Origin of the sequence: Streptomyces sp. NPDC058534, from assembly GCF_042717365.1 — a bacterium.
Classification (GTDB): Bacteria; Actinomycetota; Actinomycetes; order Streptomycetales; family Streptomycetaceae; genus Streptomyces.
Genome location: NZ_JBHXNW010000009.1, coordinates 34,079 through 48,727, shown reverse-complemented (window position 1 = coordinate 48,727; position 14,649 = coordinate 34,079). Strand labels below are relative to the sequence as shown.

13 protein-coding genes are annotated in these 14,649 nt (G+C 72.3%); 3 read left to right on the top strand and 10 right to left on the bottom strand.

Annotated elements, in window-relative coordinates; all coding sequences use genetic code 11:
• Positions 1-110: 110 nt before the first annotated feature.
• The 9 genes from gatB to ACFWR9_RS07420 form a co-directional block, all read right to left on the bottom strand.
• Complete coding sequence (gatB, locus tag ACFWR9_RS07460; protein WP_383836975.1) at positions 111-1,625, bottom strand: Asp-tRNA(Asn)/Glu-tRNA(Gln) amidotransferase subunit GatB; 1,515 nt, start codon at positions 1,623-1,625, stop codon at positions 111-113.
• Positions 1,626-1,640: 15 nt separating this feature from the next.
• Positions 1,641-1,880 carry a hypothetical protein gene (locus tag ACFWR9_RS07455; RefSeq protein ID WP_383836971.1) on the bottom strand — a complete coding sequence of 80 codons (240 nt, stop codon included), beginning with the start codon at positions 1,878-1,880 and terminating at the stop codon, positions 1,641-1,643.
• Positions 1,877-3,370, bottom strand: a complete 1,494-nt coding sequence (gene gatA, locus ACFWR9_RS07450; RefSeq protein WP_383836968.1) for an Asp-tRNA(Asn)/Glu-tRNA(Gln) amidotransferase subunit GatA — start codon at positions 3,368-3,370, stop codon at positions 1,877-1,879. Before gatA ends, ACFWR9_RS07455 begins: the two co-directional genes overlap by 4 nt.
• 5 nt (positions 3,371-3,375) lie before the next feature.
• Positions 3,376-3,672: an Asp-tRNA(Asn)/Glu-tRNA(Gln) amidotransferase subunit GatC gene (gene gatC, locus ACFWR9_RS07445; RefSeq protein ID WP_003973500.1), complete on the bottom strand. Its 297-nt coding sequence runs from the start codon at positions 3,670-3,672 to the stop codon at positions 3,376-3,378.
• A 196-nt stretch (positions 3,673-3,868) separates the two neighbouring features.
• Positions 3,869-6,106 (bottom strand): putative bifunctional diguanylate cyclase/phosphodiesterase, encoded by a 2,238-nt coding sequence (locus ACFWR9_RS07440; RefSeq protein WP_383836965.1) that lies wholly within the window; start codon positions 6,104-6,106, stop codon positions 3,869-3,871.
• A 257-nt stretch (positions 6,107-6,363) separates the two neighbouring features.
• Positions 6,364-8,568: an NAD-dependent DNA ligase LigA gene (gene ligA / locus ACFWR9_RS07435; protein ID WP_383836962.1), complete on the bottom strand. Its 2,205-nt coding sequence runs from the start codon at positions 8,566-8,568 to the stop codon at positions 6,364-6,366.
• Between the two features lie 9 nt (positions 8,569-8,577).
• The gene (locus ACFWR9_RS07430; protein WP_383836959.1) at positions 8,578-9,588 is read right to left on the bottom strand and encodes a methionine synthase; all 1,011 of its coding nucleotides are present in this window, start codon (positions 9,586-9,588) and stop codon (positions 8,578-8,580) included.
• Between the two features lie 30 nt (positions 9,589-9,618).
• Entirely contained in the window at positions 9,619-10,317 is a 699-nt protein-coding gene (locus ACFWR9_RS07425) for an SDR family oxidoreductase (RefSeq protein ID WP_383836956.1), read from the bottom strand.
• 18 nt (positions 10,318-10,335) lie between these two features.
• Positions 10,336-10,875 carry a TIGR00730 family Rossman fold protein gene (locus ACFWR9_RS07420; RefSeq protein WP_383836953.1) on the bottom strand — a complete coding sequence of 180 codons (540 nt, stop codon included), beginning with the start codon at positions 10,873-10,875 and terminating at the stop codon, positions 10,336-10,338.
• Between the two features lie 90 nt (positions 10,876-10,965).
• Here ACFWR9_RS07420 and ACFWR9_RS07415 point away from each other — a divergent pair, with 90 nt between their 5' ends.
• Both ACFWR9_RS07415 and ACFWR9_RS07410 read left to right on the top strand, forming a co-directional pair.
• Positions 10,966-11,289: a DUF427 domain-containing protein gene (locus ACFWR9_RS07415; RefSeq protein ID WP_383836950.1), complete on the top strand. Its 324-nt coding sequence runs from the start codon at positions 10,966-10,968 to the stop codon at positions 11,287-11,289.
• Between the two features lie 37 nt (positions 11,290-11,326).
• Positions 11,327-12,106 carry an alpha/beta fold hydrolase gene (locus ACFWR9_RS07410; protein ID WP_383836947.1) on the top strand — a complete coding sequence of 260 codons (780 nt, stop codon included), beginning with the start codon at positions 11,327-11,329 and terminating at the stop codon, positions 12,104-12,106.
• Positions 12,107-12,630: 524 nt separating this feature from the next.
• Here ACFWR9_RS07410 and mnmA read toward each other — a convergent pair.
• Positions 12,631-13,761, bottom strand: coding sequence for a tRNA 2-thiouridine(34) synthase MnmA (mnmA, locus tag ACFWR9_RS07405; protein WP_383836944.1), 1,131 nt, complete (start codon positions 13,759-13,761; stop codon positions 12,631-12,633).
• A 61-nt stretch (positions 13,762-13,822) separates the two neighbouring features.
• Here mnmA and ACFWR9_RS07400 point away from each other — a divergent pair, with 61 nt between their 5' ends.
• The gene (locus tag ACFWR9_RS07400) at positions 13,823-14,563 is read left to right on the top strand and encodes an N-acetylmuramoyl-L-alanine amidase (RefSeq protein ID WP_383836941.1); all 741 of its coding nucleotides are present in this window, start codon (positions 13,823-13,825) and stop codon (positions 14,561-14,563) included.
• Positions 14,564-14,649 lie beyond the last annotated feature (86 nt).

The window sequence follows — 14,649 nt, the reverse complement described above, 5'->3', positions numbered from 1 at the left end:
TTCCCGGTTTTTTTTTGTTTTGGGTTTTTTTGGGTTTTTAAAAAAAACCCCCGCGGGGGGGGGCCGCGGGGGGGGGGGCGCCCCCCCCCAGGGCTCTCGGTGTACGGTGCTCAGCCCTCGGCCACGCCCAGCTTCTCCAGGATCAGCTCCTTGACGCGGGCCGCGTCCGCCTGGCCCCGGGTCGCCTTCATGACCGCGCCGACCAGGGCGCCGGCCGCGGCCACCTTGCCGCCGCGGATCTTGTCCGCGACGCCCGGGTTGCCGGCGATGGCGTCGTCGACGGCGGTGGTCAGCGCGCCCTCGTCGGAGACGACCTTCAGGCCGCGCTTGTCGACGACCTCGTCCGGCGTGCCCTCACCGGCGAGGACGCCGAGGATGACCTGGCGGGCCAGCTTGTCGTTCAGGTCGCCCTTCGCGACCAGCTCGGTGAGCCGGGCGACCTGCTGCGGGGTGATCGTCAGCTCGTCCAGCGCCTTGCCGGACTCGTTGGCGCTGCGGGCCAGCTCGCCCATCCACCACTTGCGGGCGGAGGTCGCGTCGGCGCCGGCGTCGATCGTGGCGACGATCGGGTCCAGCGCACCGGCGTTGAGGATCGACTGCATGTCGGTGGCCGAGATGCCCCAATCCGCGCGGAGCCGGCTGCGACGCACCAGCGGCAGCTCGGGCAGGGCGGACCTGATCTCCTCGACCCACGCGCGCGTGGGGGCCACGGGCACCAGGTCGGGCTCCGGGAAGTACCGGTAGTCCTCGGCCTCCTCCTTCACGCGGCCGGAGGTGGTGGACCCCGTGTCCTCGTGGAAGTGGCGGGTCTCCTGGATGATCGTGCCGCCGTCGCCCAGTACGGCGGCGTGCCGCTGGATCTCGAAGCGGGCCGCGCGCTCCACGGAACGCAGTGAGTTGACGTTCTTGGTCTCGCTGCGGGTGCCGAACTTCTCCCGGCCGTGCGGGCGCAGCGACAGGTTGACGTCGCAGCGCATCTGGCCCATCTCCATGCGGGCCTCGGACACGCCGAGGGCACGGATCAGCTCGCGCAGTTCACGGACGTAGGCCCGGGCGACCTCGGGGGCGCGCTCGCCCGCTCCCTCGATCGGCTTGGTGACGATCTCGATGAGCGGGATGCCGGCGCGGTTGTAGTCGAGGAGGGAGTGCGAGGCGCCGTGGATACGGCCCGTCGCGCCGCCGACGTGCGTCGACTTGCCGGTGTCCTCCTCCATGTGGGCGCGCTCGATCTGGACGCGGAAGGTCTCGCCGTCCTCCAGCTGCACGTCGAGGTAGCCGTCGAAGGCGATCGGCTCGTCGTACTGGGAGGTCTGGAAGTTCTTCGGCATGTCCGGATAGAAGTAGTTCTTCCGGGCGAAGCGGCACCACTCGGCGATCTCGCAGTTCAGCGCGAGACCGATCCGGATCGCCGACTCGACGCCGGTCGCGTTGACGACCGGGAGCGCGCCGGGCATGCCGAGGCAGACCGGGCAGGTCTGGGTGTTCGGGTCGGCGCCCAGCGTGGTCGAACAGCCGCAGAACATCTTGGTGCGGGTGCCGAGTTCGACATGGACCTCAAGGCCCATGACGGGGTCGTACGACGCCAGCGCGTCCTCGTACGACACCAGGTCGGTCGTGGTGGTCACGGTGAAACTTCCCTCTCAGCCCAGCAGGACGTCGTCGTCGCCCAGCCGCTTCAGCTCGCGGTAGAGAATCGCGAGGTTGGTGACGACCGCGGCCCCGGTCACGACGGCGTCGAGCAGGCGCAGCGTGTCGCTGTCACCGCGAGCCTTCTTGATCTGCTTGTAGACCCCGACGGCGCCGAACGCCGACGTGGCCATCGAGACGTACAGGCCGGACCGGGACTTCTTGAAGCCCTTTGCCTTGGTCAGTGCGCTCACAGCGACGGTGCCTCCTCGATCAGCGGGTGGCCCCACTGTTCCACGAAGGCGGCCTCTACGGCGGCGCCGACCTTGTACAGCCGGTCGTCCTTCATGGCGGGGGCGATGATCTGCAGACCCACCGGCAGGTTGTCCTCGGGGGCGAGGCCGCAGGGCAGCGACATGGCCGCGTTGCCCGCCAGGTTGGTGGGGATGGTGCACAGGTCGGCCAGGTACATCGCCATCGGGTCGTCGGCGCGCTCGCCGATCGGGAAGGCGGTGGTCGGGGTCGTCGGGGAGACGATCACGTCGACCTGCTCGAACGCCTTCTCGAAGTCCCGCGTGATGAGGGTGCGGACCTTCTGGGCGCTGCCGTAGTACGCGTCGTAGTAGCCGCTCGACAGGGCGTACGTGCCGAGCATGACGCGGCGCTTGACCTCGGGGCCGAAGCCGGCCTCGCGGGTCAGGGAGGTGACCTCCTCGGCGGAGTGCGTGCCGTCGTCGCCGCTCCGGAGGCCGTAGCGCAGGCCGTCGAAGCGGGCGAGGTTGGACGAGCACTCGGAGGGCGCGATCAGGTAGTACGCCGACAGCGCCAGGTCGAAGGACGGGCAGTCCAGCTCGACGATCTCGGCGCCCAGCGACTTCAGCAGCTCGACGGACTCGTCGAAGCGCTGGATGACGCCGGCCTGGTAGCCCTCGCCGCGGAACTGCTTGACGACGCCGACGCGCATGCCGGACACCGAGCCGTTGCGGGCGGCCTCGACGACCGCGGGGACCGGGGCGTCGACGGAGGTGGAGTCCATCGGGTCGTGCCCGGCGATCACCTCGTGCAGCAGGGCCGCGTCCAGGACCGTGCGGGCGCAGGGGCCGCCCTGGTCGAGGGAGGAGGAGAAGGCCACCATGCCGTAGCGGGAGACGCCGCCGTAGGTCGGCTTGACGCCGACCGTGCCGGTAACGGACGCGGGCTGGCGGATGGAGCCGCCGGTGTCGGTGCCGATGGCGAGCGGGGCCTGGAAGGCGGCGAGGGCGGCGGAGGAGCCGCCTCCGGAGCCGCCGGGGATCTTGGTGAGGTCCCAGGGGTTGCCGGTCGGGCCGTAGGCGCTGTTCTCCGTGGAGGACCCCATGGCGAACTCGTCCATGTTGGTCTTGCCGAGGATGACGACGTCGGCGGCCTTCAGACGCTTGGTGACGGTCGCGTCGTACGGCGGGATCCAGCCTTCGAGGATCTTCGAGCCGACGGTGGTCGGGATGCCCTCGGTGGTGAAGATGTCCTTCAGCGCGAGCGGCACGCCGGCCAGCGGGCCGAGCTGCTCGCCGCGCTCGCGCTTGGCGTCTACCTCGCGGGCCTGCGCGAGCGCGCCCTCGCGGTCGACGTGCAGGAAGGCGTGCACCTTCTCGTCGACGGCCTCGATGCGGGCCAGATGGGCCTCGGTGACCTGGACGGCGGTCAGCTCGCCGGCGGCGATCTTCGCGGCGATCTCGGCCGCGGTGAGCCTGATGATGTCGCTCATGGCGGTTACTCCTCCCCCAGGATCTGCGGCACCTTGAAACGCTGCTGCTCCTGGGCCGGGGCGCCGGAGAGCGCCTGCTCGGGCGTGAGCGACGGACGGACCTCGTCCGGCCGCATGACGTTCGTCAGCGGGAGCGGGTGCGAGGTCGGCGGTACGTCTTGGTCGGCGACCTCGCTGACGCGGGCGACCGCGCCGATGATGTCGTCGAGCTGTCCCGCGAAGTGCTCTAGCTCTTCGGGCTTCAGCTCCAGACGCGCCAGCCGGGCGAGGTGGGCGACCTCCTCGCGCGTGATGCCAGGCATGCAGCGTTCCTCTGGGTGAGTGTGTGTTCTTCGGGCAAGTCGGTTGGCCCAATCCTATGGGGCGCGGGCGGGTGGTCGTTAAACGGTTTCCCTCAGCGCCCCGAAGGGGCGCGGGGCTGTGCCGATCTGCGGCTCCGCCGCGCGGGCGCGACCAGCCACAACGAAGCCGCAGACGGTCGGCGGCCGTACGTGGCGCCTACCCGACCCGCCCCTGGTCCTCCCCGGCGGCAGCCGGCAGCGCCGGCGCGGGCCGCTGCCACCCCCGCGACCCCCGCGCCCGCAGCCACGCCGTCGTCTCCTCCGGCGGCATCGCCGCCGCGACCAGCCACCCCTGTACGGCGTCGCAGCCCAGGTCGCGCAGGCCCTCCCAGGTCTCGTCGTCCTCCACGCCCTCGGCGACGACGAGCAGACCGAGCGAGTGCGCGAGGTCGACGGTGCAGCGCACGATGGCCGCGTCCTCGGCGTCGACGGCCAGCCGGGCCACGAACGAGCGGTCGATCTTCAGCTCGCTGACCGGGAGCCTGCGCAGGTGGACGAGGGAGGAGTAGCCGGTGCCGAAGTCGTCCAGGGACATCTTCACGCCGTGCCCGGTCAGCGCGTTGAGGGTGTCGGCGGCGCGCTGCGGGTCCTCGAGGAGTACGTGCTCGGTGATCTCCAGTTGGAGCGCTCCCGCGGGGACTCCGTGCCGGGCCAGCCGGGCGGCCACCGCGCCCGCGAAGCCGGGGGTGTGGACGTCGCGCGGGGAGACGTTGACCGCGACCGGCACGAAGAGGCCCTGGGAGCGCCACTGGGCGACCTGCGCGAGCGCCGTCTCCAGCACGTACTCGGTGAGGTGGGGCATCAGCCCGGAGGACTCGGCGATCGCTATGAACTCGTCCGGCGGGACCTTGCCGCGCTCGGGGTGCACCCACCGGACCAGGGCCTCCAGGCCGGCGACCTGTCCGTCGAAGCGCACCTTGGGCTGGTAGTGGAGCTGGACCTCGTGGGCGTCCAGGGCGCGGCGCAGGTCGCCCAGCAGGCCGAGGCGGTCCGGGGTGTTGGAGTCCCGCTTGGACTCGTAGACCTCCACGCCCGTACGGTCCCGCTTCGCCTGGTACATCGCCACGTCGGCGCGGCGCAGCAGTCCTTCGGCGTCCAGCGCGTGGTCGGGGAAGACGGCGACGCCGGCGCTGGCCTCCAGGACGAGGGTGAGTCCGTCCAGGTCCATCGGGGAGCTGAGCGCGGCCACGAGGCCCCGGGCGATCCGGGTCGCCGACGTGGTGGAGTCGGCGACGGGCAGTAAGACGGCGAACTCGTCGCCGCCGAGCCGCGCGGCCTCCGCCCCGCGCGGCAGGGCCTGCCGCAGCCGGTCGGCGATCTGGAGCAGTAGCCGGTCGCCGGCGAGGTGTCCGAGGGTGTCGTTGACCGAACGGAAGCGGTCGAGGTCGATCAGCATCAGGGCGGCGCGGGCGCCGATGCGCTCGGCGTCGTCCAGCGCGGTCCAGGTCCGCTCCAGGAGCCACTGCCGGTTGGGCAGTCCGGTGAGGGGGTCGCGGAGCTGTTCCTCGGCGCGGGCGCGGGCGATCCACAGGGTGGAGTCGAGGGCGATCAGCGGGATGGCGAACAGCGGCAGCAGCAGCGGCTTGGCGACGGCGACGACGCAGATCAGCGGGGCGATGCCGAGCAGGGCGACGGCGACCAGGCCCTGTCTGACCAGGGCGGTGCGGGCGACGGTGGGCAGGCCGGCGCGGGGGGCCTGGAGGTACCACAACAGGGCGCGGGTGACGGCGAGATAGGCGGCGGCGACGAGCACCACCTTGGGTGCCGCGTACACGCCCCAGGTGTTGGGGTCCCAGGGCTTCTCCACCGACGGTACGGAGCCGCAGACGCCCAGCAGCAGGGCACCCGCGGCGACGCCGAGGATGTCCACCGCGCCGTGCAGGACGCCCTGCCGCCAGCGGCCCCGGCGGGCTATGCCGACCAGGACGACGACGGTGAGGCTGACCAGGCCGGCCGGAATCCAGCCGTACAGCAGCAGGACGGCGAGGGTGAGGGCGGCGCCGGAGCCGGTGCCGCCCCACCAGCGGGAGCGGCCGAGCATGACGAGGTGGCCGACGACGATGCCGGCCAGCACGGCCAGGGACCAGCCGGCGGTGCCGGCCGGGAAGAGGGCGTGGCCGTCGGCGAACGCCCGGTAGAACCCGGCGCCCAGCACGAAGGCGGCGGCCGCGACGATGGCCGCGGGCAACGCGGGCCAGGACAGGTGCCGTTCACCCTCGGCGTCGGACAGGTCGGGGGCGTGGCCCGGGGACGACGGCACCGGCCCGCGGGCGCTCGCCGCGGGATACGGGGCACCACCCGCGCGTTGCCCCACCCACCGGCCCGCGTGCCACGCGTCCACCATGCGACGCAGGCGCGGCCGTGAGCCCGCGGCAGCGCTCTCGGTCGGTTCCATTCCCGTCCCTCTCACAGCCTGCGGTGCCCACGCCACGCGGTCCCCGCCTCGACCACCATCAACGGCTCCGCGTTGGAAGACCCTGCCCCTGTCCCTCGCGGCAGGGGGATGCACCGACCGCGGCTGGGCCCGGCAGGTGCACACCTCAACAGTAGGCCGCGGAAGGCTTCCAGGGGCACCGGTCGTCAACGGTTGCCCGAATGCGACCCGGCCACCCTCATGCATCTGATATGCGCCGATCGGGTGGCCTTCAACCGCTATTCCTCAGCCGAAAGTGCGACGTCGGCCGCCGCTTCGGCTCCTTGTTCGAGCAGGACGGTGAAACCGTCCTCGTTCAGAACCGGCACCTTCAGTTGCATCGCCTTGTCGTACTTCGACCCGGGGTTGTCACCGACCACGACGAACGACGTCTTCTTGGACACCGATCCGGTCACCTTGGCACCCCTGCTCTGGAGGGCGTCCTTGGCGCCGTCGCGGGTGAAGTTCTCCAGGGTGCCGGTGACCACGACGGTGAGCCCTTCGAGCGGGCGCGGGCCTTCGTCCTCGCCGCTCGACCGGTCCTCCAGGGGAACTCCGGCCGCCTTCCACTTGCGCACGATCTCGCGGTGCCACTCCTCGGCGAACCACTCCTTGAGGGCGGTGGCGATGATCGGGCCGACGCCGTCGGTGTTCGACAACTCCGCCTCGGTGGCCTGCTCGATGCGGTCGAGCGAGCGGAACTCGCGGGCCAGGGCCTGTGCGGCGACGGGCCCGACGTGCCGGATGGACAGGCCGTTGATGAAGCGGGCGAGCGGGCGGGTGGTCTTGGCCTCCTCGATGTGCCCGAGCAGCGCGAGGGTGTTTTTCTTCGGCTCGCCCTCCTTGTTGGCGAAGACCGTGACGATCTTCTCCTCGCCGGTCTTCGGGTCGCGCTTGGGCAGTCCGCTGTCCTGGTCGAGGACGTACGCCCTGATGGGCAGCAGCTTCTCGACGGTGAGGTCGAAGAGGTCTCCCTCGTCGACCAGCGGCGGCTCGGCCGGCTCCAGCGGCCCGGTCAGCGCGGCCGCCACGACACCGCCGAAGTGCTCGATGTCCAGGCACTCCCGGCCCGCGAGGTAGGAGACACGCTCACGCAACTGGGCCGGGCACGTACGGGCGTTGGGGCACCGCAGGTCGATGTCGCCCTCCTTCATCGCCTTCAGCGGAGTCCCGCACTCGGGGCACTTCGCCGGCATCACGAACTCCCGCTCGCCGCCGTCCCTGAGGTCGGCGACCGGCCCGAGGATCTCCGGGATGACGTCGCCCGCCTTGCGGAGCACCACGGTGTCGCCGATGAGCACGCCCTTGGACCTGACGACGTCCTGGTTGTGCAGCGTGGCGAACTCGACCTCGCTGCCGGCCACGGTGACCGGCTCGACCTGCGCGTAGGGCGTGACCCGGCCGGTGCGGCCGACGCCGACCTTGATGTCGACGAGCTTGGTGTTGACCTCCTCCGGCGCGTACTTGTAGGCGATGGCCCAGCGGGGGGCGCGGGCGGTGGAGCCGAGCCGGCCCTGGAGGCGGATCTCGTCGAGTTTGACGACGACTCCGTCGATCTCGTGCGCCACGGAGTGCCGGTTCTCGCCGTAGTACGCGATGAACTCCCGTACGCCGTCGAGGCTGTCCACCACCCTGTTGTGCGGGGAGGTGGGCAGGCCCCAGGTCTTCAGCAGGTCGTACGCCTGGGAGAGGCGGGTCATGCCCGAGTAGCCCTCCAGGACGCCGATGCCGTGGACCACCATGTGCAGCGGGCGGGTGGCGGTGACGCGCGGGTCCTTCTGGCGCAGGGAACCGGCCGCCGCGTTGCGGGGGTTGGCGAAGGGCTTGTCCCCCGCCTCGTTCAACCGGGCGTTGAGTTCCTGGAACTTCTCCATCGGGAAGTAGACCTCGCCGCGGATCTCCACGCGGTCGGGGACCTTGTCGCCCCCCAGGCGCTCGGGGATCTCGGCGATGGTGCGGATGTTGGGCGTGATGTCCTCGCCGGTGCGGCCGTCGCCGCGGGTGGCCGCGCGGACGAGGCGGCCGCGCTCGTAGGTGAGGTTGACGGCGAGTCCGTCGACCTTCAGCTCGCACAGGAAGTGGTACTCCTGCTCGCCCAGCTCCCTGGCGATGCGCTCGGTCCAGGCGGCCAGTTCCTCGTCGTTGAAGGTGTTGTCGAGGGAGAGCATGCGCATGGGGTGCGCGACGGCCGTGAACTCGGTCTCGTAGGAGCCGGCGACCTTCTGGGTCGGGGACTCGGGGGTGCGCAGCTCAGGATGGCGCTCCTCCAGCTCCTCCAGGGTGCGCAGCAGCCGGTCGAAGTCCGCGTCGCTGACGACGGGGGCGTCCTTCACGTAGTACCGGAAGCGGTGCTCCTCGATCTGCTCAGCGAGCCGCGCGTGCTTCTCGCGCGCCTCCGCGGGCACGCTTGTCGTCTCCGCTTGCTTGTCGCCGGCCACCGTCATGTCCTCCCGTTACTCTGGGTTGTCCGCGAGGGATCTCGCCGCCCGGACGCACTGGGCGAGGGCCCGGCGGGCGTACGCGGGGGAAGCGCCCGCGAGTCCGCACGACGGAGTGACGGTGACCGCCTCCGCGAGCAGCTCCGGCCGCAGCCCCAGCCTGCGCCACAGCGTCCTGACACCCATGACGCTACCGGCAGGGTCTGACAATGCCGTGTCCGTGCCGGGCACGACACCGGCGAAGAGCCGGGTGCCCGACTCGACCGCCTCGCCGATCTCCTCGTCGTCACGCTCGGTGAGGAGCGAGAAGTCGAAGGAGACGCCCGCGACGCCCGCCCGGCGCAGCAGGGCGAAGGGGACGTCCGGTGCGCAGGAGTGGACCACGACGGGGTCGCCGCCGCCCTGGACTCCGGCGACGTCGCGCAGGGTGGCCTCGACGAGCTGGCGGTCCACGGCCCGGTGGGTGCGGTAGCCGCTGGCGGTGCGCACCTGGCCGCGCAGGACGGCGGTGAGCGAGGGTTCGTCGAGCTGGAGCACGACACGGGCGCCGGGTACGCGGCGCCGTACCTCCGCCAGGTGCAGGCGCAGGCCCTCGGCGAGCGAGGCGGCGAGGTCGCGGCAGGCGCCGGCGTCGGACAGGACCGCCTCGCCGCCCCGGAGTTCGAGGGCGGCGGCGAGTGTCCACGGGCCGACGGCCTGGACCTTGAGCGGCCCCTGGTAGCCCTGGGTGAACTCCTCCAGGGCGTCGAGGTCCTCCCCGAGCCAGGCGCGGGCCCGCTTGGTGTCCCGTCCGGGCCGGTCGCCCAGCCGCCAGCCGCTGGGCTCCACGCGCGCGTACAGCTCGACGAGCATCCCGGCGGTGCGGCCGATCATGTCGGCGCCGGGGCCGCGGGCGGGCAGTTCGGGGAGGAAGGGGAAGTCCTCGAAGGTGCCGGTGGCGGTCTTGACGGCCTCGCGGGCGTCGTCTCCCGGGAGGGAGCCGACGCCCGTGGCGGGACCGAACCTGGACTGGCTGTTTTCACTCACCGCAGCAGCCTACGGAACCCCCCGTCGCCGTCACCTTCCCGGGCGCACCGTCAGGTCGTTGATCTCCGCGTCCCTCGGGAGGTCGAGGGCCGTCAGGATCGTCGTGGCGACCGACTCGGGGTCGATCCACTTCGACGCGTCGTACTCCTTGCCCTCCTGCTGGTGGACCTTGGCCTGCATGGGGCTGGCGGTGCGGCCGGGGTAGACCGAGGTGACGCGGACGCCGTTCGCGTGCTCCTCCTGGCGCAGGGCGTCGGCGAGCGCCTTGAGGCCGTGCTTGGAGGCGCCGTAGGCGGACCAGCCGGCGTGGGCGTTGAGGCCGGAACCGGAGTTGACGAACAGCACCTGGCCCTGGGCGACGCGGAGCTGGGGCAGGAAGAGGCGGGTCAGCTCGGCGGGGGCGATGAGGTTGACGGCCAGCTGGTGGCGCCAGGTCTTCGGGGTGAGGTCGCCGACCGGGCCGAGGTCGACGACTCCGGCGATGTGCAGCAGCGAGTCCACGCGGTCGGGCAGCGTCTGGTGCGAGAAGGCCCAGGAGAGCTTCTCCGGGTCGGCCAGGTCGCCGACCAGCGTCTTCGCACCGGGGTAGGCGGCCGCGAGTTCCTTGGCGCGGCCCGCGTCGCGCGCGTGCAGGACGACGTCGTCGCCGCGCTCGTGCAGGCGGCGGGTGACGGCCGCGCCGATGCCGGAGCCCGCTCCGGTGATCACATGTGTAGCCATGCCCGTCATGCTCGCACCACCGGTGGCCTACTCGATGCCCTGGCTCTCCTCCAGGTAGGCCAGCGCGCCGACCGGCTCCTCGGCGAAGAAGACCAGCTCGGTGAGGGGGCGGGGCAGGAAGCCCTCGTCCTCCATGCGGCGGAACTGCTCCTTGAGGCCGTCGTAGAAGCCGGCCGTGTTGAGCAGGACGACGGGCTTGTCGGTGTGCCCGTGCTTCTTCAGCTCCAGGATCTCCGTCGCCTCGTCGAGCGTGCCGGTGCCGCCGACCATGATCACCACGGCGTCGGCCTTCTCCAGCAGCAGCCGCTTGCGCTCGGCGAGGTCCCCCGCGATCACCATCTCGTCGGCGCCCTCGCGCGCCTTGGCGGCCAGGAAGTCCACCGAGACTCCCAGCAGTCGCCCTCCGGACTCCTGCACGCCGTCGGCGACCACCTTCATCAGGCCGACGTCGGAGCCGCCCCAGACCAGGGTGTGGCCGCCCTTGCCGAGGAGTTCGGCGAACTCCTTCGCGGGGCCGGTGTAGCGCGCGTCGAGGTCGGCGGCGGAGAGGAAGACGCAGATGTTCATGGGGCAACGGTACGTTCGGCGCGCGGCGGGGAAGAACCCGGCTTCCGGACGCGCTGAACTGACCGAACCCACTGTCCGAGGAGGACGATCGTGACCAAGGGACACATCATCACCGTGGAGCCGAGCGACCGGCACGTGCGCGCGGTGCACGGCGGCCAGGTCCTGGCGGAGAGCGACAAGGCGCTGGTCCTGCACGAGACGGGCTGCCCCGACCGCTTCTACATCCCGGCCGAGGACGTACGGCTCGACCTGTTGACGCCCTCCGGCACGCGGACGCACTGCCCCTTCAAGGGCGACGCGTCCTACTGGTCGCTGCCCGAGGCGGCGGACCTGGTCTGGGCGTATCCGGACCCGAAGGCGGAGGTGGCGGAGATCAAGGACCACCTCTGCTTCTACGACGTCGAGGTGTCCTGAGCGATTAATCGCGCGCTTTAGGGCAGTCTGCACAGACATGGAGAAGAACACCCTTTCGCGCGACGGCACGCGCATCGCCTACGAACGCACCGGGCGGGGACCCGCGGTCGTCCTCGTCAGCGGCGCCATGTCGACGGGCGCCACGACCGCACCCCTGGCCGCGGAGCTGTCGGACCGCTTCGACGTCACCGTGTACGACCGCCGGGGCCGCGGCGGGAGCGGCGACACGCCGCCCTACGCGGTGGAGCGCGAGATCGAGGACCTGGCCGCCCTGATCGAGGCGGTGGGCGGCGAGGCGTGCCTGTACGGCATGTCGTCGGGCGGCGCGCTGGCGCTCCGGGCGGCGGCGAGCGGGCTGCCGGTGCGCCGGGTCGCCGTGTACGAGGTGCCGTACGCCATGGACGACGCCGCGGCGCGGTCCGCCGAGGAGTACACCGAGGGGCTCGCCGAGGCGCTCGGCAAGGACAGGCGCGGGGACGCGGTGGAGCTGTTCCTGCGCCGCACCGGCCTGGGCGAGGACATGATCCGGGGCGCCCGGCAGTCGCCGATGTGGGCGGGCATGGAGTCGGTCGCGCCGAGTCTGGCGTACGACGACGCGGTGATGGGTGACAGCCGGGTCCCGGAGGCCCGGATCGCCTCGATCACCGCTCCCCTGCTGGCCCTCGCGGGCGGCGCGAGCGACGCCTGGTGGCACGAGGCGGCCCGGGCGGTCGCCGACGCGGCACCGCGCGGCACCTACGGCACCGTGGCGGGACAGGCCCACATGGTGGAGCCGGGGGTACTGGCGCCGGTGCTGACGGAGTTCCTGGGGCGGTGAGCCCGGCGGACCCAGGGCCGTCGTCCGGATCATGCCGCGGCCGCGGGGTCCGGCAGACACGTCCGCCGCGCCGGCGTCGGTTACCGGCTCCCCCGCGCCCGACCGCGCTCGCGCCCCGGGACCCCATCGCGCGTGCCGCGGCCGCGGGGTCCGGCAGACACGTCCGCCGCGCCGGCGTCGGTTACCGGCTCCCCCGCGCCCGACCGCGCTCGCGCGCCGGGACCCCATCGCGCCGGCGCTCTCCTCCGCCGCTCGGCCGCACGCGCAGCTCTGCAGGCGGGCCGGACTGGACGTACCCGACGGGTTCCGCGTCGACTCCGGCCTCCTCGCCGGACGGCCGCGCCGGGGGCCGCCGACGTGGGGACGACCGGCACAGGGTCGCGGCCGGGGGCGAGGACGAGCAGTGTGAGCCGTTCGCCGCGTTCTCCAGGGAGCGGACCGGACCGCTGCGCCGGACCCCGCTCACCGGCGCCGACCGGTCACGTCGACTCCCGCGGCCCCGGCCCGGACGACGGGCCCCGCGCTCAGGCCGCGCCGGCGGTCGCACGCGTGGTGGACGCGATCGTCGCCGAGCCCACCACGCGCGTGCCGTCGTACAGCACGATCGCCTGGCCGGGGGCGACGCCGCGCACCGGCTCCGCGAAGGACACGTCCAGCGCGTCGTCGACCAGCTCGGCCCGCACCTCGGTCTCGCCGCCGTGGGCGCGCAGCTGGGCCGTGTAGGTGCCGGGGCCGACGGGGGCCGCGCCGCACCAGCGGGGCTTGATCGCGCGGAGGGCGTCGACGTCGAGGGCCTGGGCCGGGCCGACCGTGACCGTGTTGTCCACGGGCGAGATGTCCAGGACGTAGCGCGGCTTGCCGTCGGGGGCCGGGGTGCCGATCCTGAGCCCCTTGCGCTGGCCGATGGTGTAGCCGTAGGCGCCCTCGTGGGTGCCGAGCCGGTTGCCCGCCTCGTCGACGATGTCGCCCTCGGCGCGGCCCAGGCGGTCGGCGAGGAAGCCCTGGGTGTCGCCGTCGGCGATGAAGCAGATGTCGTGCGAGTCGGGCTTCTTGGCCACCGCCAGCCCCCTGTGCTCGGCCTCCGCGCGGATCTCGTCCTTGGTGGTGAGCGTGTCGCCGAGCGGGAACATCGCGTGGGCGAGCTGCCGGTCGTCCAGCACACCGAGGACGTAGCTCTGGTCCTTGGCCATGTCGGAGGCGCGGTGCAGTTCGCGGACGCCGTCCTCGCGCAGGATCACCTTGGCGTAGTGGCCGGTGCAGACGGCGTCGAAGCCGAGGGCCAGCGCCTTGTCGAGCAGCGCGGCGAACTTGATCTTCTCGTTGCAGCGCAGGCACGGGTTCGGGGTGCGGCCGGCCTCGTACTCGGCGACGAAGTCCTCGACCACGTCCTCGCGGAAGCGGTCGGCGAGGTCCCACACGTAGAACGGGATGCCGATGACGTCCGCGGCGCGGCGGGCGTCGCGCGAGTCCTCGATGGTGCAACAGCCCCGGGCGCCGGTGCGGAAGGACTGCGGGTTCGCGGAGAGCGCGAGGTGGACGCCGGTCACGTCGTGCCCCGCCTCGGCCGCGCGGGCGGCGGCGACGGCGGAGTCGACCCCGCCCGACATGGCGGCGAGGACGCGAAGGGGACGGGTGCGCTGCGGGGTGTCAGTCATAACCCCTCCAGAGTACGGGGAGGGCGGGAACCGGAGCGCGCGAGTATGCGTTGAAGATCGCATGGGGGCGAAGCACGAATCCACGAATGAGTCCACGAGCGGGTCCACCGGCGGGTCCGCGGGCCGGTCCGGCGACGCGGACCGGCGGATCGGCCGGCGCGCGCTGATCGTCGGCGGTGCCGCGGCGGCCGTGGGCACGGCCGTACTGGCCCGCGACGACCTGGCCCGGCTGTGGTGGCGGGTGCCGGGCGTCGAGCGGCCCCGCGAGGAGGGTGTCGTCGACTACGCCGGTGCGCGCTGGGTGGCCGCGTCGGACGAGAACTGGCGGCGGGCGGACCGGCCGGACGACTTCGGCGTCGACATGGTGATCGTGCATGTGACCCAGGGCAGTTTCGACAGCGCGGTGAAGGCGTTCCAGGACCCGGGGCACCAGGCGGCCGCGCACTACATAGTCGGCCAGGACGGCCGCGTCACCCAGATGATCCGCGAACTGGACGTGGCGTACCACGCGGGCAACCGCGACTACAACGAACGCAGTGTCGGCATCGAGCACGAGGGCTTCGTGGACCGCCCGCAGGACTTCACCGACGCGATGTACGCCGCCTCCGCGCGCGTGACGGCGGGGATCTGCGCGCGGTACGAGATACCCCTGGACCGCGAGCACATCATCGGCCACGTGGAGGTGCCGGGCACCGACCACACCGACCCGGGGCCGCACTGGGACTGGGAGCGGTACATGAAGCTGGTCCGCCGGGCGGCCACGAGCACCCCGTCGTCCCGTCCGTCCCGGTCCGGCGCGTAGAACGCCGTCCCGGTCCGGCGCGTAGAACGCCGTCCGGGTCCGGTGCGTAGAACGCCGTCCGGGTCCGGTGCGTAGAACGCCCCCCA